The sequence below is a fragment of the Betaproteobacteria bacterium genome (genome assembly GCA_016720855.1).
GTDB lineage: Bacteria > Pseudomonadota > Gammaproteobacteria > Burkholderiales > Usitatibacteraceae > FEB-7.
Genome location: JADKJU010000003.1, coordinates 574,244 through 594,897, shown reverse-complemented (window position 1 = coordinate 594,897; position 20,654 = coordinate 574,244). Strand labels below are relative to the sequence as shown.

At 68.5% G+C, this 20,654-nt stretch carries 22 protein-coding genes; 16 read left to right on the top strand and 6 right to left on the bottom strand.

The window, feature by feature from the left end; all coding sequences use genetic code 11:
* Positions 1 to 174 precede the first annotated feature (174 nt).
* From glyQ to gloA, 6 genes are all read left to right on the top strand, one after another.
* On the top strand, positions 175 to 1,077 hold the full coding sequence (gene glyQ, locus IPP91_16445) for a glycine--tRNA ligase subunit alpha (protein ID MBL0143646.1): 903 nt from the start codon (positions 175 to 177) through the stop codon (positions 1,075 to 1,077).
* Positions 1,074 to 3,179 carry a glycine--tRNA ligase subunit beta gene (locus IPP91_16440; protein ID MBL0143645.1) on the top strand — a complete coding sequence of 702 codons (2,106 nt, stop codon included), beginning with the start codon at positions 1,074 to 1,076 and terminating at the stop codon, positions 3,177 to 3,179. Before glyQ ends, IPP91_16440 begins: the two co-directional genes overlap by 4 nt.
* Before the next feature lie 4 nt (positions 3,180 to 3,183).
* Complete coding sequence (gene gmhB, locus IPP91_16435; protein ID MBL0143644.1) at positions 3,184 to 3,729, top strand: D-glycero-beta-D-manno-heptose 1,7-bisphosphate 7-phosphatase; 546 nt, start codon at positions 3,184 to 3,186, stop codon at positions 3,727 to 3,729.
* Positions 3,726 to 4,451 (top strand): 1-acyl-sn-glycerol-3-phosphate acyltransferase, encoded by a 726-nt coding sequence (locus IPP91_16430; GenBank protein ID MBL0143643.1) that lies wholly within the window; start codon positions 3,726 to 3,728, stop codon positions 4,449 to 4,451. The genes gmhB and IPP91_16430 overlap by 4 nt, the downstream gene beginning before the upstream one ends.
* Entirely contained in the window at positions 4,438 to 5,166 is a 729-nt protein-coding gene (locus IPP91_16425; GenBank protein MBL0143642.1) for a M48 family metallopeptidase, read from the top strand. The genes IPP91_16430 and IPP91_16425 overlap by 14 nt, the downstream gene beginning before the upstream one ends.
* Before the next feature lie 105 nt (positions 5,167 to 5,271).
* Positions 5,272 to 5,655: a lactoylglutathione lyase gene (gloA, locus tag IPP91_16420; protein MBL0143641.1), complete on the top strand. Its 384-nt coding sequence runs from the start codon at positions 5,272 to 5,274 to the stop codon at positions 5,653 to 5,655.
* Here the strand turns inward: gloA and rsmA are convergent.
* From rsmA to IPP91_16400, 4 genes are read right to left on the bottom strand one after another with little or no spacing between them, the layout of a single operon-like run.
* Entirely contained in the window at positions 5,652 to 6,422 is a 771-nt protein-coding gene (gene rsmA, locus IPP91_16415; protein ID MBL0143640.1) for a 16S rRNA (adenine(1518)-N(6)/adenine(1519)-N(6))-dimethyltransferase RsmA, read from the bottom strand. The two genes, gloA and rsmA, sit on opposite strands and share 4 nt — an antisense overlap.
* Before the next feature lie 8 nt (positions 6,423 to 6,430).
* The gene (gene pdxA / locus IPP91_16410; protein ID MBL0143639.1) at positions 6,431 to 7,405 is read right to left on the bottom strand and encodes a 4-hydroxythreonine-4-phosphate dehydrogenase PdxA; all 975 of its coding nucleotides are present in this window, start codon (positions 7,403 to 7,405) and stop codon (positions 6,431 to 6,433) included.
* Positions 7,406 to 7,433: 28 nt separating this feature from the next.
* Positions 7,434 to 8,783, bottom strand: coding sequence for a peptidylprolyl isomerase (locus IPP91_16405; GenBank protein MBL0143638.1), 1,350 nt, complete (start codon positions 8,781 to 8,783; stop codon positions 7,434 to 7,436).
* Positions 8,780 to 10,978: an LPS-assembly protein LptD gene (locus IPP91_16400; protein ID MBL0143637.1), complete on the bottom strand. Its 2,199-nt coding sequence runs from the start codon at positions 10,976 to 10,978 to the stop codon at positions 8,780 to 8,782. Before IPP91_16400 ends, IPP91_16405 begins: the two co-directional genes overlap by 4 nt.
* 72 nt (positions 10,979 to 11,050) lie before the next feature.
* Between IPP91_16400 and IPP91_16395 the strand changes: the two genes are divergently transcribed.
* The 8 genes from IPP91_16395 to IPP91_16360 all read left to right on the top strand — a co-directional run bounded on the left by IPP91_16395 (position 11,051) and on the right by IPP91_16360 (position 17,888).
* Entirely contained in the window at positions 11,051 to 12,046 is a 996-nt protein-coding gene (locus tag IPP91_16395) for a phosphotransferase (protein MBL0143636.1), read from the top strand.
* 19 nt (positions 12,047 to 12,065) lie between these two features.
* Positions 12,066 to 12,752 carry a nucleotidyltransferase family protein gene (locus IPP91_16390; protein MBL0143635.1) on the top strand — a complete coding sequence of 229 codons (687 nt, stop codon included), beginning with the start codon at positions 12,066 to 12,068 and terminating at the stop codon, positions 12,750 to 12,752.
* A complete protein-coding gene (locus IPP91_16385) occupies positions 12,749 to 13,384 on the top strand; it encodes an FMN-binding negative transcriptional regulator (protein ID MBL0143634.1) in 636 nt (211 codons plus the stop codon). The genes IPP91_16390 and IPP91_16385 overlap by 4 nt, the downstream gene beginning before the upstream one ends.
* Before the next feature lie 48 nt (positions 13,385 to 13,432).
* Positions 13,433 to 14,749, top strand: a complete 1,317-nt coding sequence (locus IPP91_16380) for an aminopeptidase P N-terminal domain-containing protein (protein ID MBL0143633.1) — start codon at positions 13,433 to 13,435, stop codon at positions 14,747 to 14,749.
* Positions 14,750 to 14,765: 16 nt separating this feature from the next.
* Positions 14,766 to 15,914 (top strand): FAD-dependent monooxygenase, encoded by a 1,149-nt coding sequence (locus IPP91_16375; GenBank protein ID MBL0143632.1) that lies wholly within the window; start codon positions 14,766 to 14,768, stop codon positions 15,912 to 15,914.
* 13 nt (positions 15,915 to 15,927) lie between these two features.
* On the top strand, positions 15,928 to 16,827 hold the full coding sequence (locus tag IPP91_16370) for an FAD-dependent monooxygenase (GenBank protein ID MBL0143631.1): 900 nt from the start codon (positions 15,928 to 15,930) through the stop codon (positions 16,825 to 16,827).
* Positions 16,800 to 17,093: a hypothetical protein gene (locus IPP91_16365; GenBank protein ID MBL0143630.1), complete on the top strand. Its 294-nt coding sequence runs from the start codon at positions 16,800 to 16,802 to the stop codon at positions 17,091 to 17,093. The genes IPP91_16370 and IPP91_16365 overlap by 28 nt, the downstream gene beginning before the upstream one ends.
* A 69-nt stretch (positions 17,094 to 17,162) precedes the next feature.
* A complete protein-coding gene (locus IPP91_16360; protein MBL0143629.1) occupies positions 17,163 to 17,888 on the top strand; it encodes a DsbC family protein in 726 nt (241 codons plus the stop codon).
* A 43-nt stretch (positions 17,889 to 17,931) separates the two neighbouring features.
* Here IPP91_16360 and IPP91_16355 read toward each other — a convergent pair whose 3' ends face one another.
* On the bottom strand, positions 17,932 to 19,218 hold the full coding sequence (locus IPP91_16355; GenBank protein ID MBL0143628.1) for an MltA domain-containing protein: 1,287 nt from the start codon (positions 19,216 to 19,218) through the stop codon (positions 17,932 to 17,934).
* Positions 19,219 to 19,375: 157 nt separating this feature from the next.
* Here IPP91_16355 and IPP91_16350 point away from each other — a divergent pair, with 157 nt between their 5' ends.
* Positions 19,376 to 19,513, top strand: coding sequence for a hypothetical protein (locus IPP91_16350; protein MBL0143627.1), 138 nt, complete (start codon positions 19,376 to 19,378; stop codon positions 19,511 to 19,513).
* Here the strand turns inward: IPP91_16350 and apaG are convergent.
* Entirely contained in the window at positions 19,510 to 19,893 is a 384-nt protein-coding gene (gene apaG / locus IPP91_16345; protein MBL0143626.1) for a Co2+/Mg2+ efflux protein ApaG, read from the bottom strand. The genes IPP91_16350 and apaG overlap by 4 nt on opposite strands.
* Before the next feature lie 87 nt (positions 19,894 to 19,980).
* Here apaG and rpe point away from each other — a divergent pair, with 87 nt between their 5' ends.
* A complete protein-coding gene (gene rpe, locus IPP91_16340; GenBank protein ID MBL0143625.1) occupies positions 19,981 to 20,640 on the top strand; it encodes a ribulose-phosphate 3-epimerase in 660 nt (219 codons plus the stop codon).
* The last annotated feature ends 14 nt before the right edge of the window (positions 20,641 to 20,654 follow it).

The window sequence follows — 20,654 nt, the reverse complement described above, 5'->3', positions numbered from 1 at the left end:
GCCGGGATCGGAGGGGGATGGGGGAAGCGCCATGGATGTCCGTCGTGGGGGGCGCGGGCCCGGGCCCATTCACGCGCAGCCTTCCGGGCGGCGAACGCCAGGCGAAGTATATCAACGCGCTCCTACTGCATCGCAGGCGAACCCCGTAAAATAGGCCCCTTTCCGGCGTCCATCATGATCACCTTCCAGGACATCATCCTTCGCCTCCAGGCGTACTGGGGCAGCCGCGGCTGCGCGATTCTCCAGCCCTACGACATGGAGGTCGGGGCGGGAACCTCGCACACCGCGACCTTCCTGCGCTCCCTGGGGCCGGAACCGTGGCGCGCGGGCTATGTGCAGCCCTCGCGGCGACCCAAGGACGGGCGCTACGGCGACAATCCCAACCGGCTGCAGCACTACTACCAGTTCCAGGTGGTGCTCAAGCCCTCGCCACCGGACATCCTCGACCTTTACCTGGGCTCTCTCGAGGCTCTAGGCTTCGACCTGAAGGTGAACGACGTGCGCTTCGTCGAGGACGACTGGGAGAATCCCACGCTGGGCGCGTGGGGCCTGGGCTGGGAAGTGTGGATGAACGGCATGGAGATCACGCAGTTCACGTACTTCCAGCAGGTGGGCGGCCTGGACTGCAAGCCGATCACCGGCGAGATCACCTACGGCCTGGAGCGCCTGGCGATGTACCTGCAGGGCGTCGAAAACGTGTTCGACCTCGTGTGGACCGAGTGGGAGGAGGGTGGGCACACGCGCAGGCTGACCTATCGCGACGTCTATCACCAGAACGAGGTCGAGCAATCGACCTACAACTTCGAGCAGTCGGACACCGAGTCCCTGTTCCGGCATTTCGGCGATCACGAAAAGGGCGCGAAGCACCTCATGGCAAAGCAGCTGGCGCTTCCGGCTTACGAGCAGGTGCTGAAGGCGGCGCACACCTTCAACCTTCTCGATGCGCGCGGCGCCATCTCGGTCACGGAACGCGCCGCCTACATCGGGCGCATCCGCAACCTCGCCAAGGCGGTGGCGCAGAGCTACTTCGAATCCCGCGAAAGGCTCGGATTCCCGATGCTGGGGAGCGCGGTGTGAAGAATCTCCTCGTCGAGCTGCTCACCGAGGAACTCCCGCCCAAGGCGCTCAACCGGCTGGGCGAGGCGTTCGCTTCGGGCATCGATGCGGGGCTGCGCAAGCGTGGATTCCTCGGCGACGGCTCCGCGGCAACGGCATTTGCCACGCCCCGGCGGTTGGCGGTTTCCATTTCCGCGGTTCGCGCCGCCACGGAGCCCAGGTCGGTCGAGGTCAAGCTCATGCCCGTTGCCGTAGGACTCGGCCCGGACGGGCAGCCCACCCCCGCGCTGCGCAAGAAGCTGGCCGCGGCCGGCCTGGAATCGATCGACCCCGCGACCCTCAAGCGCCGCATCGAGGGCAAGGCAGAGACGCTCTTTGCCGACGCGATCGCACCCTCGGTTTCGCTCGCCGAAGGACTGCAGGCCGCGCTCGAGGAGGCCATCGCCGGACTGCCCATCCCGAAGGTGATGAGCTACCAGCTTGCGGACGGCGTGACCACCGTGCAGTTCGTCCGGCCCGCGCACGGGCTCGTGGCGCTTCATGGCGCCGACGTCGTGACGGTTCGCGCGCTGGGGCTCACGGCCGGGCGCCTCACGCACGGCCACCGCTTCGAGGGCGCGCGCGACATCGCGCTCGCGAACGCGCAGGAGTACGAGGCCCGGCTCGAAAGCGAAGGCCGCGTGATTGTCGATTTCGGCAAGCGCCGTTCGATGATCCTTCACCTCCTGCGTGAGGCCGCCCTCCGGGAGGTCGCGGCGGGCGCCCCGGCTTCGCTCGGCCCCGAGGGCGAGTACGCGGCGCTACTCGACGAGGTGACCGCGCTGGTGGAGATGCCCGCGGTGTACGTGGGCCGCTTCGAGCGCGAATTCCTCTCTGTGCCGCAGGAGTGCCTCATCCTCACGATGCGGCAGAACCAGAAATACTTTCCGCTGTTCGATTCCGCGGGCAAGCTGACGGAAAAGTTCCTCCTCGTGTCCAACCTGCGCCCGGCGGACCCCTCGCGTATCGTGCAGGGCAACGAACGCGTGGTGCGTCCGCGCCTGGCCGACGCGCGCTTCTTCTTCGAGACGGACCGGAGGACCCCGCTCGCCGATCGCGTCGCGCAGCTTGCGACCGTCGTCTATCACGGCAAGCTCGGCACGCAGCTCGAGCGTGTCGAGCGCCTGCGAAAGCTTGCGACCCGCATCCAGATGAACCTGCCGCGCGGCGCCACCGGGATGCCCTATGCCGACCGGGCGGCCCTCCTGGCGAAAGCGGACCTCGTGACGCTGATGGTGGGCGAATTTCCCGAGCTGCAGGGCATCATGGGCAAGTACTACGCGCTCGCCGGCGACGAGGAGCCCTCCGTCGTGCGCGCGATCGAGCAGCACTACTGGCCGCGCTTCGCGGGGGACCAACTTCCCGACGGCGACGTGAGCATCGCGGTGGCATTGGCCGACCGGCTGGATGCGGCCGCGGGCTTCTTCTCCATCGGGCAGGTGCCCACGGGGGACAAGGATCCCTTCGGCCTGCGCCGCGCCGCCCTGGGCATCATCCGCATCCTGGCCGAGCGCGCACTCGATCTGGACTTCCACGACCTGGTGGGCCTCGCCTTCGAGCCGTTCCCGCACAAGGCGGTCGCGGAACTGGAGGATTTCGTCTACGACCGGCTGCGCGGCTACCTGCGCGAGATGGGGTTCACGGCCCACCAGGTCGAGGCCGTGGTCTCGCAGCGCCCGGCCCGTTTCGACCAGGTGAAGGCAAGGCTCGAGGCGGTGGCCGCCTTTGCGCGGCTGCCCGAATCGGAAGCACTCGCGGCCGCCAACAAGCGCGTGAAGAACATCCTGGACAAGTCGGGACGATCCGATGGCGTGGACACCGCGCTCTTCACACAGGACGAGGAGCGGCGCCTGCACGCGGCGCTTGCCGCGATGACGCCCGGCGTGGAGGATCAGGTTGCGCGGGCGCAGTTCGAGCCGGCCCTCGTGGCGCTCGCGGGCGTTCGCGCCGACGTGGACGCCTTCTTCGACAAGGTGCTCGTGAATGCGCAGGATCCTGCCGTGCGCGCCAACCGCCTCGCCCTGCTCACGGGGCTGGAGCGGCTCCTGAATCGCGTGGCCGACATCTCCCGGCTGGCGGCCTGAAGCCATGAAGCTCGTCATCCTCGACCGCGACGGCGTCATCAACCAGGACAGCGACAAGTACATCAAGTCGCCGGCCGAGTGGCAGCCGATCGCGGGCTCCATCGAGGCCATCGCCCGGCTGCACCAGGGCGGCTTCCGGATCGTGGTGGCCACAAACCAGTCGGGCATCGGACGCAGGCTCTTCGACATGGCGACCTTCAACGCCATGAACGACAAGATGATGGAGATGGTGTTCCGGCAGGGCGGCCGGATCGACGCGCTTTTCTTCTGCCCGCATACCGACGCCGAGAACTGCAACTGCAGGAAGCCCAAGACCGGCATGTACGAGGACATCGCCGCGCGCATGCACTTGGAGAGCCTCAAGGGCGTCCCCTGCGTGGGAGATGCGATGCGCGACCTGCAGGTGGCCGAGGCCGTGGGCGCCCAGCCCATCCTCGTGCTGACCGGCAAGGGGAAGAAGACGCAGGAAATCGGCGGGCTGCCACGCAAGACCCTGGTCTTCGCGGACCTCGCGGAAGTTTCCCGCCACCTCGTCGCGGCGAAAGAATGACGGCGCTGCGCTCAGCCCTGTTCCTCGTGGGCGCGGTCATCATCACCTCGTTCTTCGGCGTGCTGGTGCCGGTGTGCGGGCTGTTCAGCTATCGCGCTGCGCTCTTTACCGCGGCGATGTGGGCGCGGTGGCTGGTGACGTGGGCGAAGTGGTCCTGTGGCATCCGCTACGTCGTGCGCGGACAGGAGAACGTGCCGCGGGGGCCCGCGGTCATCATGGCCAAGCACCAGTCGGCGTGGGAGACGCTCTTCATCGAAGGGACCTTTCCCTACCAGTGCTGGATCATCAAGAGGGAACTCCTGTGGCTCCCCTTCGTCGGCTGGGGGCTCGCGGCGGTGCGTTCGATCGCCATCGACCGCAAGAGCGGCGTGGCGGCGCGCGACCAGATCGTCGAGCAGGGGAAGAAGCGCATCGCGCAGGGGCTGTGGGTCACGATCTTCCCGGAAGGCACTCGCGTTCCCGTCGGCAAGCGCGGCCGCTATGGCATCGGGGGCGCGACGCTTGCGACGCGGACGGGCACGCCGATCATGCCGATCGCGCACAACGCCGGCGAGGTGTGGGGCCGGTATGCTTTCCGCAAGCGCGCCGGGACCGTTCAGGTGGTGATCGGCCCGCTGATCCAGACGGCCGGCCGGGACGCCCTGAGCGTGAACCGCGAAGTCGAGGAGTGGATCGAGGGCGAGATGCGCAAGCTCAATCCGGAGCGTTATGCCGAGGCGTGACCCGGCGTCGCGGGAAGCCCGAACGCTCGCGCTCGCTGGCGAGCCCCTCGACTACACGCTGGTGCGCCGCCGCGGCCGCCGTGGCGTGGGCCTCAAGGTCGATGCCTCGGGCCTCACCGTGAGCGCGCCCCTCACGATCCCGCTCGCGCGCGTCGAAAGGTTCGTGCTCGAGAGCGAGTCGTGGGTTCGGGACAAGCTGGCCGTCTGGCGACAGCGCCAGGTGCCCGCGCCGAGCTGGGATGATGGCGCCAGCCTGCCTTTCCTCGGTGAAGCGCTGACGCTCCGCCTCCTGGCCGGGCGGCGCGCCGGCGCGCAGATCGCAGGAGCCGAACTTCGCGTCACGGTGCCGGGCGCGGAAGCGGAAATCGTGAAGCGCGCGGTCGTGGCGTGGTACCGGAGGACCGCTCTGGCCCACCTCGCCCACCGCGCTTTCTTCTTCTCGCGCCTCGCGGGCCTCGCGCCGCCGCGCGTGATGCTTTCCTCGGCCAACTCGCGCTGGGGCAGCTGCAACAGCCGGCGCGAAGTGCGTCTCGCATGGCGCCTCGTGAAGGCGCGGCCCGCGCTCGTCGACTACGTCGTCTGCCACGAACTCGCGCACCTGCGCCACATGAACCACTCGCGCGATTTCTGGGCCGAGGTCGAACGCCTGTGCCCGGAGTACAGGCAGTTGCGCGAGGAGCTCGAGGCGAGCGACCATCTGTACCGGTCCTTCTAGAACCGGCGGCGGGGAACCATGAATGCCTTTGGGAGTTCATGTCGCCCACTGCCGGCGGGCAGCGCGATACCGGGCAAGTCAATTGCAGCGATTGAAGAGGGCACCATGAAGATCCTTCACACCATGATTCGCGTCGTCGACCTGGAGCGATCCATCCGCTTCTATACCGAAGTCCTGGGCATGAAGGTCCTGCGCCGCAAGGACTATCCCGACGGCAAGTTCACGCTCGCCTTCGTGGGCTACGCAGACGAGTCCGAGGGCGCAGTGATCGAGCTCACGCACAACTGGGAGACGAAGTCCTACGACCTGGGCAACGCGTTCGGGCACATCGCGGTCGCGGTGCCCGATGCGTACAAGGCCTGCGCGGACGTGGCGGCCAAGGGCGGGAAGGTCACGCGGCCGGCCGGCCCGATGAAGCATGGCGGCAGCGTCATCGCCTTCGTCGAGGACCCCGACGGCTACAAGATCGAGTTCATCCAGAAAGCCTAGGGGGCGGTCGCGGCGTCCGCGAGCGCGACGAACTGGGCGACCGACAGCGTCTCCCCGCGAAGCCCGGGGTCGATGCCTGTCCGGGAGAAAATCTCGTCACCGGCGACCCTTCGCAGCGCGTTTCGAAGCGTCTTGCGGCGCTGCGTGAAGGCCGCCATCACGATCCGCGCGAAGAGCGCCTCGTCGCGCGCCGCAAGCCTGCCGGGGCCCAGCGGCACCATGCGGACGATGGCGGAATCGACCTTCGGTGGCGGCGTGAAGGCGCCGGGCGGCACGCGGAAGGCGAGCGCCATCTCGAAGCGATACTGCAGCATCACGGAAAGCCGGCCGTAATCCGGCGTCCCCGGGTCGGCCACCATGCGCTCCACCACCTCCTTCTGCAGCATGAAGACGCAGTCACGCACGCGCGGGGCGAACGACGCCACGTGGAACAGGAGCGGCGTGGAGATGTTGTATGGCAGGTTGCCGACCACGCGCAGGCCGGCCGGAAGCGAGGAGAGATCGAAGGCGAGCGCGTCGCCCTCGTGCACGACGACCGAGCCGGAGTCGAATCTCGAGCGAAGATCCGCGGCAAGGTCGCGATCGATCTCGACGACGTGCAGCGGCCGCACCACCGCTGCGAGCCTCTCCGTGAGCGCGCCGGGTCCCGGCCCGATCTCGACCATCGTCTCGCCCGCCCTGGGGGCGATCTCGGCGACGATGCGCTCGACGTAGTGGCGGTCGGTCAGGAAATGCTGGCCCAGCCGCCTCTTCGGTCGCGGCAGCATCGCGGCTTCTAGCCGCGCGCGCGTTGCGCGAGGTCGATGGCGAGCTCGACGGCGGCTTCAAGGCTGCCGGAGTCCAGTTCCCCCGCACCGGCCAGGTCGAGGGCGGTTCCGTGATCGACCGAGGTGCGGATCACCGGCAGGCCGAGCGTTACGTTGACCGCATGCCCGAAGCTGGCGTGCTTGAGCACGGGAAGCCCCTGGTCGTGGTACATCGCCACGACGGCGTCGGCGCCGGCGAGGAGGCGGGCCGTAAAAAGCGTGTCGGCAGGCAGCGGTCCCGTGATCGCGAGTCCCTCGCGGCGCAAGGCCTCGAGGGCCGGCGAGATGATTTCGATCTCCTCCCGGCCCAGGTGCCCGGACTCGCCGGCGTGCGGATTCAGGCCTGCCACGAGGAGGCGCGGGCGGTCGATGCCGAAGCGGTTGCGCAGGTCCCGGTCCACGATGCGCAGCGTTTCCATGAGGCCCTCGCGCGTGATCGCGGCGGGCACGGCCGACAGCGGCAGGTGGGTCGTGGCGAGCGCCACGCGCAGCCCGCCGCCGGCCAGCATCATCACGACGCGCGCCGTGCCCGTGCGCTCGGCGAGGTATTCGGTGTGCCCGCTGAAGGGGACGCCAGCGTCGTTTATCGTGGACTTCTGCACCGGCGTCGTGACCATGGCGGCAAACTCGCCTTCCCGGCAGCCGTCGAGCGCACGATCGAGGAGCGCCAGCACGTGCCGGCCGTTGGCGGGATCGAGGCGCCCCGCCGTCACCGCTGCGGGCGCGGCGATGTGCAGCATCGAAAACGGAGCGGGCGGGCCGGGCGAATAGCCGGGAAGCTCGAATGCGAGCCCGCGCCGTTTCGCGCGATCGGCGATGACGTCGCGATCGCCGATGAAGACCAGGCTCGCGGCAAAGGGCCTCGCCGCGAGGATCGCGCAGAGATCGGGGCCGATTCCGGCGGGCTCGCCCGCCGTGACTGCGATGCGGGGCGTGGGGTTCATGCGCGTCTGGAGCGTCGCGATGCCGGGATCAGCGTTCTTCGAGGTGGTCTTCGACGAAGGCGCGGTCTCGCGTCTGGCGAAGCCAGTCCTGGTAGGACTCGTCCGCCTTGCGGGCGCGCACGGTCTGGCGGGCGGCGAGCTTCTTGCGCTCCTCGCTCATCTCCTCGCTGCGGCGCCCGAGGACCTGCACGAGGTGCCAGCCGAACGGGGTCTGCACCGGCTGGCTCAGTTCACCGTCACGCAGGGCATTCATGGCGCGCTCGAACTCCGGGACCGTCTCGCCAGGCGAGATCCAGCCGAGGTCGCCTCCCTTGGAGGCGGTGCCGTCGTCGGAGTGCACGCGCGCGAGTTCCGCGAAGTCCTCCCCCGATTCGATTCGAGCGCGCAGGCGAACGAGGCGCTCGCGCGCGTCGGCTTCGCTCACTCCCTCCTTGGCCCGGATGAGGATGTGGCGGGCGTGGGTCTGGGTGATCGCGGGCGCCTTGTCCTTTCCGCGCTTGTCGAGGAGCTTCACGATGTGGAAGCCGTTGGGGCTCCTCAGGACGTCGGTTACTTCGCCGGGCTGGATCTTCTCCAGGGCATCGAGGAAGAGCGAGGGGAGCCGGCCGGCGGCTCGCCAGCCGAGGGTTCCGCCTTGCAGGGCGTCGGGCGCATCCGAGAAGGAGGCCGCGACCTGGGCGAAGGCTGCGCCCTTGCGCAATTCGCCGAGCGCCTGCAGTGCGCGCCTGCGGCGGTTGTCGATCTGCTCCGGCGTGGCCTGCTGGGGCACCGTCACCAGGATGTGCTGCAACTGGTACTCGATGTCCCCGCCGCGCTCCTTGCCCGCGCGCGCGACTTCGGTCTCCACTTCCGCGTCCGTCACGACGACCGCGTTCTCGACCTCGCGCTCGCGCAGCTTGGAAAGGATGAGCTCGCCGCGCATGTCCTCGCGGAACCGGGCATAGCGGATGCCGTCGCGCTCCAGCGCCTGGCGGAAGGCCGTCATCGACAGTTTGTTGTCGTCGGCAATGCGCTGGATCGTCTTTTCCACCGTGGCGTCGTCCACCTTGATGCCGGTTTCCTTGGCGAGCTGGAGCTGCACCAGGTCGTTGATCATCCTGTCCAGCACCTGGCGCTGCAGGATGGCCGTCGGGGGCAGCTGCCCGCCGCTGCGCTGCAACTGCGCGACGACGAGGCGAGTGCGCTCGGCGAGTTCGTTCTGCGTGATGACCTCGTCGTTAACGACCGCCACGATGCGATCGACGGTGACGACCTTCGCTCCGGCGGCCGGCAGCCGTGTGTCGAGCTTCGCGGCCGGGGACTGCTGGGCGAGCGAGGAGAAGGCGGCCAATGCGGTGAGCAGGGCGGCCAGTCGCAGGAGGAAGCGGGTGATCTTCATCGGGAAATTTCGTCCGACCGGCGGTAACCGGAAATGTTCTGCCTCAGGGTCTCGAGCGGGCTGATGCCGATCCGCGAAAGGCCCGAGAGCTCGAGCTGGATCTGGAAGGAAGTCGATACCTGCTGTGTGGCGGTGATGAATCGGTGCGCGACCGCGCGCAACTCCCAGCAGCCGGCATTATATTCGATGCCCGCAAGGCCTTCGACAAGCTTCTTGTCCTGGATGCTCCAGTTCCAGCGGGCCACGGCCGAAAGTCCCCCGGTCACGGGCCACTGTCCCGAGAGGTCCACCTGCTTCACCTGCCCCTGCGTGTAGCGGTAGGCTGCGTTCACCAGGCTGCCGGGGCGGGGGTTGTAGCGCGCGGCGATGTCGAATTGCTGGGCATTGTTCTGGCCCGTGTTGTACTTGAAGTCGCCGTCGATGGCGATCGCTGGCGTCACCTGGCCGGTGGCCAGGGCGACGAGGCCGGACCGGTTGCCTTCCGGCGGCGGGCCGCCGAGCGACACGCGCTGCGAGTCGAAATAATAGATCTGGCCCAGCGTGAACTTGAGCCGCTCGAGGCCCGTGTCGGACTCGACGAGCCGGCTCGTGATCGCCGCCGTGAGCTGGTTGGCGTCTCCGATGCGGTCGCCGCCGATGAAGCGGTTGTCGCGGAAGAGGGAATTGGAGCCGAAGTCCACTTCCGCGGTCGAGAAGTTGGGAAGCTGCGTCTGGTCGCGGTACGGGACCCGGACGTAGAAGAGCCGCGGCTCGAGTGTCTGGAGGTAGCGCCGACCCTGGAATTCCCACGGGCGGTCGAGGAACATGCCCGCATCCACGCTGCCGAGAGGCACGCTGCGCGTCGCGTCGTTGAGCCCTGCGCTGTTCTGCGCGAGGTTGTACTGCGTGTAGTTGAAGCCTGCCTTCGGGGTCACGTAGCCCCACGCCCACCGCATCGGCAGCGATACCTGGGGATAGACGATCAGGCGCTGGCCGTTCACGAGCGTCGGATGCGTGTAGTTGGTGAGCTCGCCCGTCAGCTGCAGGTCGGCTCCGTAAACGTCCTGCTTCAGACCGGAGAGCACGAACTGCGGCACCTGGCGATAGGGCGGCGTGACGGGAGCCAGGGGGTCCTGCAGGGTCTGGTAGGCGATCGCGCGGGTCGTGAACGACCAGTGGTCGTCGTGATAGGCGAGGATCGCGTCCCGCGGAAGGTTGATCTGCGAAGTCGCGTCCACGTGCGTGGAAAGGTCGCGGAAGTAGTTGTCGTCGGAAACCTTTTGCGCGTTGACGGCGAACGACCAGCCGTAGGGCAGCTGTTGCGAGTGCTTCAGCGCGAGCAGGTAGCGATCGCTGTCCGTGATCGCGTCGTGGGGCATGAACTCGACGTCGGCCTGCCCCGAGAAGGTCGGGAAGAGGTAGCGATACTCGCCGCCCACCTGCAAACCGCGCTTCGAGAAGATCTTCGGCGTGATGGTCGCGTCCTGGTTCGGGGCGATGTTCCAGTACCAGGGAAGCGAGAATTCGAAGCCGCCGCGGCCGGAGGAGCCGAGGGTGGGCGCGAGGAAGCCCGTGGTCCTCGCGTTGTTGATGGGGAAGGTGAGCCAGGGCGAGTAGAGGAGCGGCACGCCCAGGAACCAGACCGAGGAGTGGTAGGCGGTGCCGACCTGGCCCTTGCCATCGACGGCGAGCTCGCTCACCTTGAGCTTCCAGTCGTCGCGCGGGACGGGGCAGGTCGTGTACTCCCCGTTGAAGTAACGGCTCTTGTTCTCGCCCTCGATCACGGCGCGCTCGGCCGAGCCACGCGAGGCATGGCGGCGGTCCTCGCGCTTCGGAATCTCGAACACGGGCCTTTCCATCTCCCCGGTGCCTTCCTCGACCTGGTAGACGAGTCTCGGGCCGATGGCGGTGTTCCCCTCGCGCTCGAGGCGCACATGGCCGGTGGCGACGGCGATGTCGGTTTCGGCGGTGTACTCCACCAGGTCCGCGCTGATGGTGGCGCCTCGCTGGCGCAGCATGGCATTGCCCGAGGCGGTGACGTTCTGCGCCTCGTCGCCCGTGAGGCGGTCGGCCGAGAAGAACCGCACGGCGTCGCGCTGGATCCTGGACGGCGGCGCGGAGAGCGTGCGGTCGAGCTTCAGGGGTATCCCTTCCTCCGCCCATGCCGGCAGGGCGCATGCGCAGGCGAGGACGAGCGTGGAAAAGCGGCGGACCATCGGGGAAGAGGGGGGCGGCGCGATGCTAGAATCGGCAAGAATACACGCGAAAGACCCTGCGCTTCACTCCCCATGGACCGCCTCGAGGCGCTCGACGCCTGGCTTCGTGACGCCCTCGGCGGGCGCGCGTACACGCGCGAACCGGCCAGCGCCGACGCGAGCTTTCGCCGCTACTTTCGCGTCTTCTCGGAGGATCGCACGTGGGTCGCGATGGACGCGCCGCCCGAACGCGAGGATTGCCGGAGTTTCGTGAAGGTCGCCGCCCTCATGCGCGCGGCCGGCATGCACGTGCCGGAGATCATCGCGGCGGACCTCGCGCAGGGCTTTCTCCTGCTCACCGACCTGGGCCGGCAGACTTACCTGCAGGCTTTCGACAGCGGCAACACCGACCGGCTTTTCGGCGACGCCATCGCGACGCTGCTCGACTGGCAGGCGGCCAGCCGCGAGGGGGAGTTGCCGTCCTACGACGAGACGCTGCTTCGCCGCGAGCTTTCGCTCTTCCCGGACTGGTACGTCGCACGGCACCTGGGTGTCACGCTCGATGCGCCGGCGCGAGAGGATCTGGACAATGTCTTCCGGCGCATTCTTGCGTCCAACCTCGCCGAGCCGCAGGTCTTCGTGCACCGCGACTTCATGCCCAGGAACCTCATGGTGTCGGAGCCCAACCCGGGAGTGCTCGACTTCCAGGACGCCGTGATGGGGCCGATCAGCTACGACGTCGCTTCGCTCTACCGCGACGCCTTCGTGAGCTGGGACGAGGAGCGCGTCCTCGACGGGACAGTGCGCTACTGGGAGGCGGCGAGGAAGCGCGGCCTGCCCGTTCGCGCCGACTTTGCCGATTTCTGGCGGAATGTCGAGTGGATGGGCCTGCAGCGTCACCTCAAGGTGATGGGGATCTTCGCGCGCATCCACTATCGCGACGGCAAGCCCGGCTATCTCGACGACACGCCGCGCTTCGCCGGTTACGTGCGCCACGCATGCGCGCGATACCGCGAGCTCGCGCCCCTTGCGAGGCTGCTGGACCGGCTCGAAGGCGCGGGCGCGCACGCCGGCGGCGAACCCCGATGACCCCGAAGACGCCGCGATGATGCCCCCGGCGTTCATCCTCGCGGCGGGCCGCGGCGAGCGCATGCGGCCGCTCACGGACGCGGTGCCCAAGCCCCTGCTTCCGGTCGGCGGCAAGCCCCTCATCGGCTGGCAACTCGAACGCCTGGCCGCGGCGGGCATCCGCCGCATCGTCGCCAACCACGCGTACCTGGGCGGGGAGCTGGAGGCTGCGGTGGGAGACGGGTCGCGCTGGGGCGTACGCATCTCGTGGTCGCGCGAAGGCACCGCGCTCGAGACGGCGGGCGGCATCGTGAAGGCGCTCGACCTGCTCGGCCCGGATCCGTTCGTGGTCGTGAGCGGCGACATCTACACGGAATACGACTACTCGCGGCTGGCGAGCGTGGCCGAGGCGATCGCGAAGGACCCGGCCCGCCATGCGGCGCACTTCGTGCTCGTGGACAATCCGCCGTACCATCCGGCGGGGGACATGGGCCTTGCCGGCGAACGGGTGCGCCGGGACGGGCCGCTCCTCACCTACGCGAACATCGCGGTATTCCACCCGGCGCTTTTTTCGGGCCTTGCGTCCGGCACGCGCCTGGCACTCTTTCCGTGGGCGTACCGGTTCATCGACGAGGGGCGCGTCACGGGCGAGCGCTTCGCGGGCGCGTGGGAGAATCTGGGCACGCCCGCGCAACTGGCAGATCTCGACAGGAGGCTTTCGCGATGACGTTCTACGTCCCCCGCCATTTCCGCATCGACGATCGCGAGACGCTCGAGCGCTTCGTCGAGGCGCATGCATTCGGCGCCCTTGTTTCCGCGGGACCCGCGGGCTTCTCCGTGAGCCACATTCCCTTCCTGCCGGAGCGCGGCGCGGACGGGCGCCTTCGCCTGCTCGGACACGTGGCCCGCGCGAATGCGCACTGGCAAGAGCTCGAGGCGGCAGGGGAGGTGCTCGTGATCTTCGAAGGGCCCCACGCCTACGTCTCGCCCGGCTGGTACGCGAACCACCCGAGCGTTCCGACGTGGAACTACGCCGTCGTGCACGCGCACGGCACCGCCCGATTGCTGGCGCCGCAGGACCTCGCGCCGCTGCTCGACCGCCTGTCGCGGACGTACGAGGATGACCGGCAATCGCCCTGGCGCATGGAGAGTCTGCCGGCCGATTACACGCCGAAGCTCCTCGAGGCGATCGTGGCGTTCGAGATCGCGGTCGATCGGCTGGAGGGCAAGTTCAAGCTCTCGCAGAACCGCCGCCCGGAGGACGTGGAAGGCGTGGCGGCCGCGCTCGAGGCCGAAGGACAGGAATCGCTCGCCGGACTCATGCGCGCCCACGCGGCCCGCCCCCACGAATCCCGGTAGAATCGGCGGCCTCGCGGCGCCCTGGCGCGCAGCCCATCGGGATCTCCCATGAAGCTCGACAACCCCCACCGCATCAAGCCGTTCCGCAGTCGCCGCGCAAGCCTCGCCCGCGGGCTGCGCGAAGGCGTGGTGATCCTGCCCACCGCGCCGGAGCGAACGCGCAACGCCGATTCCCACTACGACTACCGATGGGACAGCGGCTTCTACTACCTCACGGGCTTTCGCGAGCCCGAGGCCGTCCTCGTCATCGTGCTCGGCAAGAAGCCACGCGAGTTGCTTTTCTGCCGCGAGAAGAACCTCGAACGCGAAATCTGGGACGGGTTCCGATTCGGCCCGGAACTCGCGAAGCAGGCGTTCGGCTTCGATGGCGCTTACCCGATCGCGGACCTGGACACGAGCATTCCGGAGCTCATCGCCGACCAGCCGGTGATCCATACGCCGGTAGGCGCCGATCCCGCGTGGGACGCGCGCGTGACCGGGTGGCTCAATGCAGTTCGCGCGAAAGTGCGCACGGGCGTCTCGGCCCCGGCCGAGATCCGCGACGTGCGCGCAGCAGTGAACGAGATGCGCCTCTTCAAGGATGCGAGCGAGATCGCGATCATGCGCCGCGCCGCGGAAATTTCCGGGGACGCCCATGTGCGCGCGATGTGCGCCGCCTCGCCGGGTCGGCGCGAATACGAGATCGAGGCGGAGATCCTGCACGAGTTCTGCCGCAACGGGGCGCGATCGGCCGCGTACGGATCCATCGTCGCGACGGGCGCCAACGCCTGCGTGCTGCACTACCGCGAGAACACGGCCGAGCTGCGCAAGGGCGACCTGATGCTGATCGACGCCGGTTGCGAACTCGACAGCTATGCCGCCGACATCACGCGTACCTTCCCGGTGGATGGACAGTTCACCGCTGCGCAGAAGGACGTGTACGAGCTGGTGCTGGCCGCGCAGGAAGCCGCCATCAAGGCCGTGAAGCCGGGTGCGGCCTTCGTCGACTACCACGACGCCGCCACGCGCGTGCTGGTGCGCGGCTTCATCGACATGAAGCTCTGCAAGGGCAGCGTGGACAAGGTGCTTGCCGACGAGTCGTACAAGCAGTTCTACATGCACCGCACCGGCCACTGGCTGGGTCTCGATGTTCACGATGCCGGCGTGTACATGCAGAAGGGCAAGTGGAGGAAGCTCAAGCCGGGGATGGTCCTCACGGTGGAGCCGGGGTGCTATATCCGCCCGGCCGACAACGTGCCGAAGCCATTCTGGAACATCGGCGTTCGCATCGAGGACGACATCCTCGTCACCGCGAAGGGCCGCGATGTCCTCACCGCCGGCTGTCCCAAGCGCGTGACCGACGTCGAGGCCGCGGTCCGAGGCTAGCGCGCGGGCGCCGGGCATGATGGATCGCGTGGATGTCGCCATCGTGGGTGCAGGGCCGGTCGGCGCTGCGCTCGCGGCCCTACTCGTTCCCGCAGGGCGCCAGGTTCGCGTCCTCGAGGCCCGCAGCGCCCCGTCGCGCGATACTCGTACGCTCGCCCTTTCGCAGGCGAGCCGCGAGCTGCTCGAGGAGGCGGGCGGTTGGCCCTCGGCCGGCGTCACGCCCATCGCGGACATCCACGTCTCGCAGAAGGGCGGCCCGGGCCGCACGCTCATCACGGCAGCGGACCAGGGGTTGGCCGCCCTGGGGTACACGGTGGCGTACGCCGCGCTCGAGGAAGAGCTCGAGGCGCGACTCGTCGCGCTGGGCGCCAGCGTTTCGTGGGGGACACCGTGCGAGGCGATCGAGCTGGATGCGCAGTCGGCGAAGCTTCGCCTTGCCAACGGAAAGCGCCTGGAAGCGCGGCTGCTCGTGCTGGCCGACGGCGGCGCCAACGCGCGGCGAATCCCTGGGCTGGCCTATTCGGAGAAGGATTACGGACAGGTCGCGATCACCGGGCCGGTGCACACCGACCGGCCGCACCGCGGCCGCGCCTACGAGCGCTTCACGCCGCAGGGGCCGGTGGCGCTGCTGCCCGTGGGGGAGCGCTATGCCCTCGTGTGGACCGCGGCGCCGGCCGAGGCGGAACGCATCCTCGCGCTGGAGGACGCGCAGTTCCTGGCGCGATTGCAGGCGCATTTCGGCGACCGCGCAGGGCGGTTCGTCGGGGCGGGGCCGCGGGCCGCATTCCCGCTGAGGCTCAGGACCATCAATTCCACGATCGCGCTTCGCACGGTGATCGCGGGCAACGCGGCGCAGGCGATGCACCCCATTGCCGGGCAGGGGCTCAATGTCGGCTTGCGCGATGCCGCCTCGCTCGTGGCGATCCTGGCGGCCGGGGGCGCGCCGGATCCGGGCGATTGCGCCGTGCTCGAGGCCTACCGTCACTCGCGCCGCCGCGACGCAGGGCGAGGCGTCGCGTTCACCGACTTCCTCGTGGGCGCGTTCATGGACGAGCGCCGCTTGCCGACTTTGGGACGCGGGCTCGCCCTTTCGGTGCTCGACATCATTCCGCCCGCGCGTCGATGGCTGGCGGACCGGATGATCCATGGGGCGACGTCCCGGTGAACCGCACGCGCCGATGAAGAATCATGTCGCCGGCCGTGGCCGGATCCTCGTCGTGGGAGGCGGCGCCGTGGGACTCGCGTTCGCGGCCGCCTGCGGCGACGAGGTCCGCGTTCTCGAAAGCGGTCCGCCCCGCCCGGCATCGGACCCGGAGTCTTGCGACATCCGCGTCTTCGCGCTGAGCGAGGGGACGCGCACCTTCCTGCGGCAGATCGATGCGTGGCGCCGGATGCCGGCCGACCGGATCGCCGCCGTCACGCGCATGGAGATCTTCGGCGACGACGGCAGGAGCCGGCTCGAATTCGCGCCGGCTGGAGGTCGGGCGCTTGCCTGGATCGCCGAGGGCAACCGCCTGTCGCGCGCGATCGAAGAGGCCGCGCTCCAACGCGGTTGCTCGCTATCGTGCGGCATCCGGCTTCGCTCGATCTCGACGCACTCGCGGGGCGCCGAGGCTGTTCTCGAGGACGGATCGTCTTCGGGAGCGGACCTTCTGGTGGGTGCGGATGGTGCGGATTCGTGGGTGCGGGGCGAACTCGGGCTCGCCTCGCAGGCCAAGCGATACCGCGAGACGGCGGTCGTGGCCCATTTTCGATGCGAGAAGCCGCACGCAGGAGTGGCCCGGCAGTGGTTCCGGGCCGACGGCATCCTCGCTTGGCTGCCGCTGCCCGGCGACCGCATCTCCCTCGTGTGGTCCGCGCGCGACGGCCTGGCCGACGAACTCGCCGCGCTGGATCCGGAGGACTTTTCCCGCCGCGTTCGCGACGCGGGGGTGCGGCCCTGGGCGAACTCGCGCTCGATTCCGCGGTCGCGCGATTTCCGCTGCGGCTCATTCGCGTGCCGCGCATCGCGGTGCCCGGTGCCGTGCTCATCGGGGATGCCGCGCACGGCGTGCACCCGCTTGCAGGCCAGGGCGTGAACCTGGGATTCCAGGATGCGGCCAGCCTCGCGGGCACCCTGGGATCGCGCTCGTTCCTGGAGCGCCCGGGAGATCTCGCGCTCCTTCGCCGCCACGAACGGGCGAGGCGGGCCGACGTGGACGCGATGCAGTTCGTCACCGACCGCCTGGAGTGGCTTTTCGGGATCGATTCCGCCTTCGCCGGCGCGGTGCGAAACGCGGGGTTGAGGGCAGTGGACGCAGCCCCCTGGGCCACGCGGGCCCTTTCTTCCCACGCAATGCGATAATCGCCCGGCTCCAACCCCGGGAACTTCCCCGGTCGGTGGCGGCCCAAACCCGGAATCCCTGAGACCCCCATGAACCTTCTCGCCTCCCTCTCCGCGGCCATGCTGGCCCTCGTTCTTGCCCTTCCCGCCTTCGCGCAGGACCTGGAGCGAGTCAAGGCCGACCTCAAGAAGAAATTCCCGGAAGCCCAGATCGAGACGACCCGCAAGACCGGGTACGCAGGCCTGATCGAGGTGACCGGGGGAGGGGAGGTCTTCTACACCGACGAGAAGACCACGTTCCTCCTGCTGGGCTCGCTCATCGACGCGAAGACCCGGGAGAACGTGACCGAAGCGCGCGTGCGCAAGCTCTCGGCCGTCAAGTTCGACAGCCTGCCGCTGGAATCCTCGATCAAGATCGTCCGCGGCAACGGTTCGCGGCGCATCGCCATCTTCGAGGACCCGAACTGCGGCTACTGCAAGCGCTTCGAGAAGGACCTGGCCGGGGTGACCGACCTGACGATCCACGTCTTCCTTTATCCGATCCTGTCGCCCGAGTCGGCGACGAAGTCGAAGGCCGTGTGGTGCGCGCCGGACCGGGCGAAGGCCTGGCTGGACCTCATGCTGAAGAACGCCGACCCCGACGGTGCGACGAACTGCGAGAACCCGATCGACAAGCTCGTCGCCTACGGGCGGGAGAAGCGCATCACCGGTACGCCCACGATCTTCTTCGAGGATGGCGAACGCGTTCCCGGTGCGATGCCCATTGCGGCGTTCGAGAAGCGCCTCGCCGACGCGAAGGCCGCCGGCAAGCCGTAGGGTTGTCCGGGAGTTGCCGCGGGCACGCTGCGCGGCGCTGGCGCTACGGCTTCGGTTCGGTCTGCACGATCGCGGGCGGCGTGTAGCCCTTCGGAAGCAGCACCCACATGCGCGCGGCCTGGCGCATCTTGCCCGCCTGGTTCCCGGCGGCATCGCCGAACCCCCAGTAGAAATCGGCTCGCACGCCGCCGTTGATCGCGCCTCCCGTGTCCTGGGCCACCATGAGACGGTTGAGAGGCCGAGGCGAACCGGGCCAGGTCGTGGCCAGATACACGGGCACGCCAAGCGGGATCACGCGCGGATCGACCGCGATCGAGCGTTCCGCCGTGAGCGGTACGCCCAGCGTTCCGATGGGCCCCGGAAGATCGCCCGGCAGCTCGCGGAAGAAGACGAAGCTCGGGTTCTCGTTCATGAAGCGCTGCACCTTGCCCGGGTGGCGTCGCGCCCAGTCCTTGATCCCCTGCATCGAGGTGCGCTCCGCCGGCAACTCGCCGCGCTGGATGAGGAGCCTCGCCACCGACCGGAACGGATATCCGTTCTGGTCTGCGTAGCCCACGCGCAGGCGCTCGCCGTTTTCGAGTTGCACCTGTCCGGAGCCCTGGATGTGCAGGAAGAAGAGCTCGACCGAATCGTCCACCCAGGCGATTTCGAGCCCCTTCAGGGGAGCGGGATCCTTGTCGATTTCGCCGCGCGCCAGGTACGGGACGACGCGATTGCCTTCGATCCTGCCGCGAAGGCGCTTGTGCTTGAGCTCCGGATATACCGACGAGAGGTCGATCACGAGCAGGTCCTGCGGCACCGCGTAGATGGGGTAGCGGTAGCGGGGCGTTCGCGTGCGACTGCCGCGAAGCAGGGGTTCGTAGTACCCCGTGACCATGCCCGAGGCGGATTCGTCCGCATTGATCACCCGATACGGGTCGAAGCGCGATTCGAAGAAAGCCGCGATGTCGCGGTCGGCGCTTTTCGGCGGCAGCGCCGTGGCCGCGGCGCAGACGGGTTGCCACGCCGGCAGCATCTCCAGCGCGCTGCAGCCGCGCACAAAGGCGAGCAGCGAGTCGCCCAGCGGCTCGCGCCCCCAATCGGGTATGTCCATCCATGAGACCGGCTGCAGCCGGCCCCGGTACTCCACTTCGGGGACAGGAGCAGGTATCGCGGGCGCGGCGGGCGATGGCGGGCAGACCAGCTTCTCGGCGGGCGGGCAGACGAGCGCTTCCGGCGGCTTCACGGCGACCGGCGCGGGCGGTGTGGCGCAGGCGCAGGCCAGGAGCGCGATGCCGAGATGGGCGGCGGTGCGCAATCGCAACGCCGGAAGAGCGAGTGCGGGCGGCATCGCGGCGAGTATAGCGGAAGAGATTGAGCGGCCCGTCCTGTGAGAAAATGGAGTCAGAGGAAATGGGGTCGGATTGCTTTGCAGCAGCCGGGCTGAAGCTTGTGCGCTGCAAAGCAACCCCACCCCATCTCCTCACCAATTTCTCACAGGGCCGCCAATGGGCTGGATGTTCCTCGAGGTGACGGCAGCACTTGCGATCGCCGTGGGTCTCGTTTGGTGGACGATACCGCGCAAGCCGAAAACGAAGGAAGGCGCCGGGAATCCGGCAGGCAAGGACCCGCCGCCGGGCGGCTAGTGCAGGACTCGGGGAACGCTCAGGGCGAACTCGGGGATCGGGGCCTCGAAGCGCGTGCCGTCCTCCGCCACCAGCTGGTAGCTGCCGCGCATCGTGCCCACCGCGGTCGGAATGGAAGACCCGCTCGAGTACTCGAACGTGTCGCCGGGCTTCAGGACGGGCTGCTCGCCGACCACGCCCATTCCGCGCACTTCCTGCACCTTGTTGTCCGCGTCGGTGATGATCCAGTGGCGGCTCATGACCTGCGCGGTGACGTCGCCCGTGTTCGTGATGCGGATGGTGTAGGCGAACACGAACCGCTCGTCGTCCTCGTCCGACTGGTCGGGCAGGTAGGTCGAATGCGCGGTGACCGCGACAACGTATCTCTTCGATTCGGGCATGCGTCGATGTTAGCAGGAAACCCGCACCGCGAAAGGGCGCGGGGAATCGCGTAGAATTTCATCGTCCACCGCCTCCCGAAAGCCGCCATGTTCCGCATCGCTCCCAGCCTCCTGTCCGCGGATTTCGCGCGCCTCGGCGACGAGGTGAAGGACGTCATCGCGGCAGGCGCCGACCTCATTCACTTCGACGTGATGGACAACCATTACGTCCCCAACCTCACGGTGGGCCCGCTCGTGTGCGAGGCGATCCACCCGCACTGCAGCGTGCCGATCGACGTTCACCTGATGGTGAAGCCGGTGGACCGGATCGTCCCCGATTTTGCGAAGGCGGGCGCCTCGATCATCAGCTTCCACCCGGAGGCGAGCGAGCACGTCGATCGCACGCTTGGCCTCATCCGCGACAACGGTTGCAAGGCGGGGCTCGTGTTCAACCCGGCCACGCCGCTTGCCTGGCTGGATCATGTGATGGACAAGGTGGACCTGATCCTCATCATGAGCGTGAACCCCGGCTTCGGCGGGCAGTCCTTCATCGCCTCCGCGCTGCCCAAGATCCGCGAGGCGCGGCGGCGCATCGAGGCGAGCGGGCGCGACATCTGGCTGGAAGTGGACGGCGGAGTGAAGGCGGACAACATCGCCGCGGTCGCCAAGGCCGGGGCGGATACATTCGTGGCGGGCTCGGCGGTCTTCGGCGAGCGCGATCGCGTGGCCGCGATCCGCCGGCTGCGCGAAGCGCTCGCCGGGGCCTGAATCGTGCCGGACCC

What these genes read in the sequence shown, in the direction of transcription:
- glyQ (MBL0143646.1), top strand. Translation starts at nt 175, where the DNA reads ATGATCACCTTCCAGGACATCATCCTTCGCCTCCAGGCGTACTGGGGC.
- gmhB (MBL0143644.1), top strand. Translation starts at nt 3,184, where the DNA reads ATGAAGCTCGTCATCCTCGACCGCGACGGCGTCATCAACCAGGACAGC.
- IPP91_16430 (MBL0143643.1), top strand. Translation starts at nt 3,726, where the DNA reads ATGACGGCGCTGCGCTCAGCCCTGTTCCTCGTGGGCGCGGTCATCATC.
- IPP91_16425 (MBL0143642.1), top strand. Translation starts at nt 4,438, where the DNA reads ATGCCGAGGCGTGACCCGGCGTCGCGGGAAGCCCGAACGCTCGCGCTC.
- gloA (MBL0143641.1), top strand. Translation starts at nt 5,272, where the DNA reads ATGAAGATCCTTCACACCATGATTCGCGTCGTCGACCTGGAGCGATCC.
- rsmA (MBL0143640.1), bottom strand. Translation starts at nt 6,422, where the DNA reads ATGCTGCCGCGACCGAAGAGGCGGCTGGGCCAGCATTTCCTGACCGAC.
- pdxA (MBL0143639.1), bottom strand. Translation starts at nt 7,405, where the DNA reads ATGAACCCCACGCCCCGCATCGCAGTCACGGCGGGCGAGCCCGCCGGA.
- IPP91_16405 (MBL0143638.1), bottom strand. Translation starts at nt 8,783, where the DNA reads ATGAAGATCACCCGCTTCCTCCTGCGACTGGCCGCCCTGCTCACCGCA.
- IPP91_16400 (MBL0143637.1), bottom strand. Translation starts at nt 10,978, where the DNA reads ATGGTCCGCCGCTTTTCCACGCTCGTCCTCGCCTGCGCATGCGCCCTG.
- IPP91_16395 (MBL0143636.1), top strand. Translation starts at nt 11,051, where the DNA reads ATGGACCGCCTCGAGGCGCTCGACGCCTGGCTTCGTGACGCCCTCGGC.
- IPP91_16390 (MBL0143635.1), top strand. Translation starts at nt 12,066, where the DNA reads ATGCCCCCGGCGTTCATCCTCGCGGCGGGCCGCGGCGAGCGCATGCGG.
- IPP91_16385 (MBL0143634.1), top strand. Translation starts at nt 12,749, where the DNA reads ATGACGTTCTACGTCCCCCGCCATTTCCGCATCGACGATCGCGAGACG.
- IPP91_16380 (MBL0143633.1), top strand. Translation starts at nt 13,433, where the DNA reads ATGAAGCTCGACAACCCCCACCGCATCAAGCCGTTCCGCAGTCGCCGC.
- IPP91_16375 (MBL0143632.1), top strand. Translation starts at nt 14,766, where the DNA reads ATGATGGATCGCGTGGATGTCGCCATCGTGGGTGCAGGGCCGGTCGGC.
- IPP91_16370 (MBL0143631.1), top strand. Translation starts at nt 15,928, where the DNA reads ATGAAGAATCATGTCGCCGGCCGTGGCCGGATCCTCGTCGTGGGAGGC.
- IPP91_16360 (MBL0143629.1), top strand. Translation starts at nt 17,163, where the DNA reads ATGAACCTTCTCGCCTCCCTCTCCGCGGCCATGCTGGCCCTCGTTCTT.
- IPP91_16355 (MBL0143628.1), bottom strand. Translation starts at nt 19,218, where the DNA reads ATGCCGCCCGCACTCGCTCTTCCGGCGTTGCGATTGCGCACCGCCGCC.
- IPP91_16350 (MBL0143627.1), top strand. Translation starts at nt 19,376, where the DNA reads ATGGGCTGGATGTTCCTCGAGGTGACGGCAGCACTTGCGATCGCCGTG.
- apaG (MBL0143626.1), bottom strand. Translation starts at nt 19,893, where the DNA reads ATGCCCGAATCGAAGAGATACGTTGTCGCGGTCACCGCGCATTCGACC.
- rpe (MBL0143625.1), top strand. Translation starts at nt 19,981, where the DNA reads ATGTTCCGCATCGCTCCCAGCCTCCTGTCCGCGGATTTCGCGCGCCTC.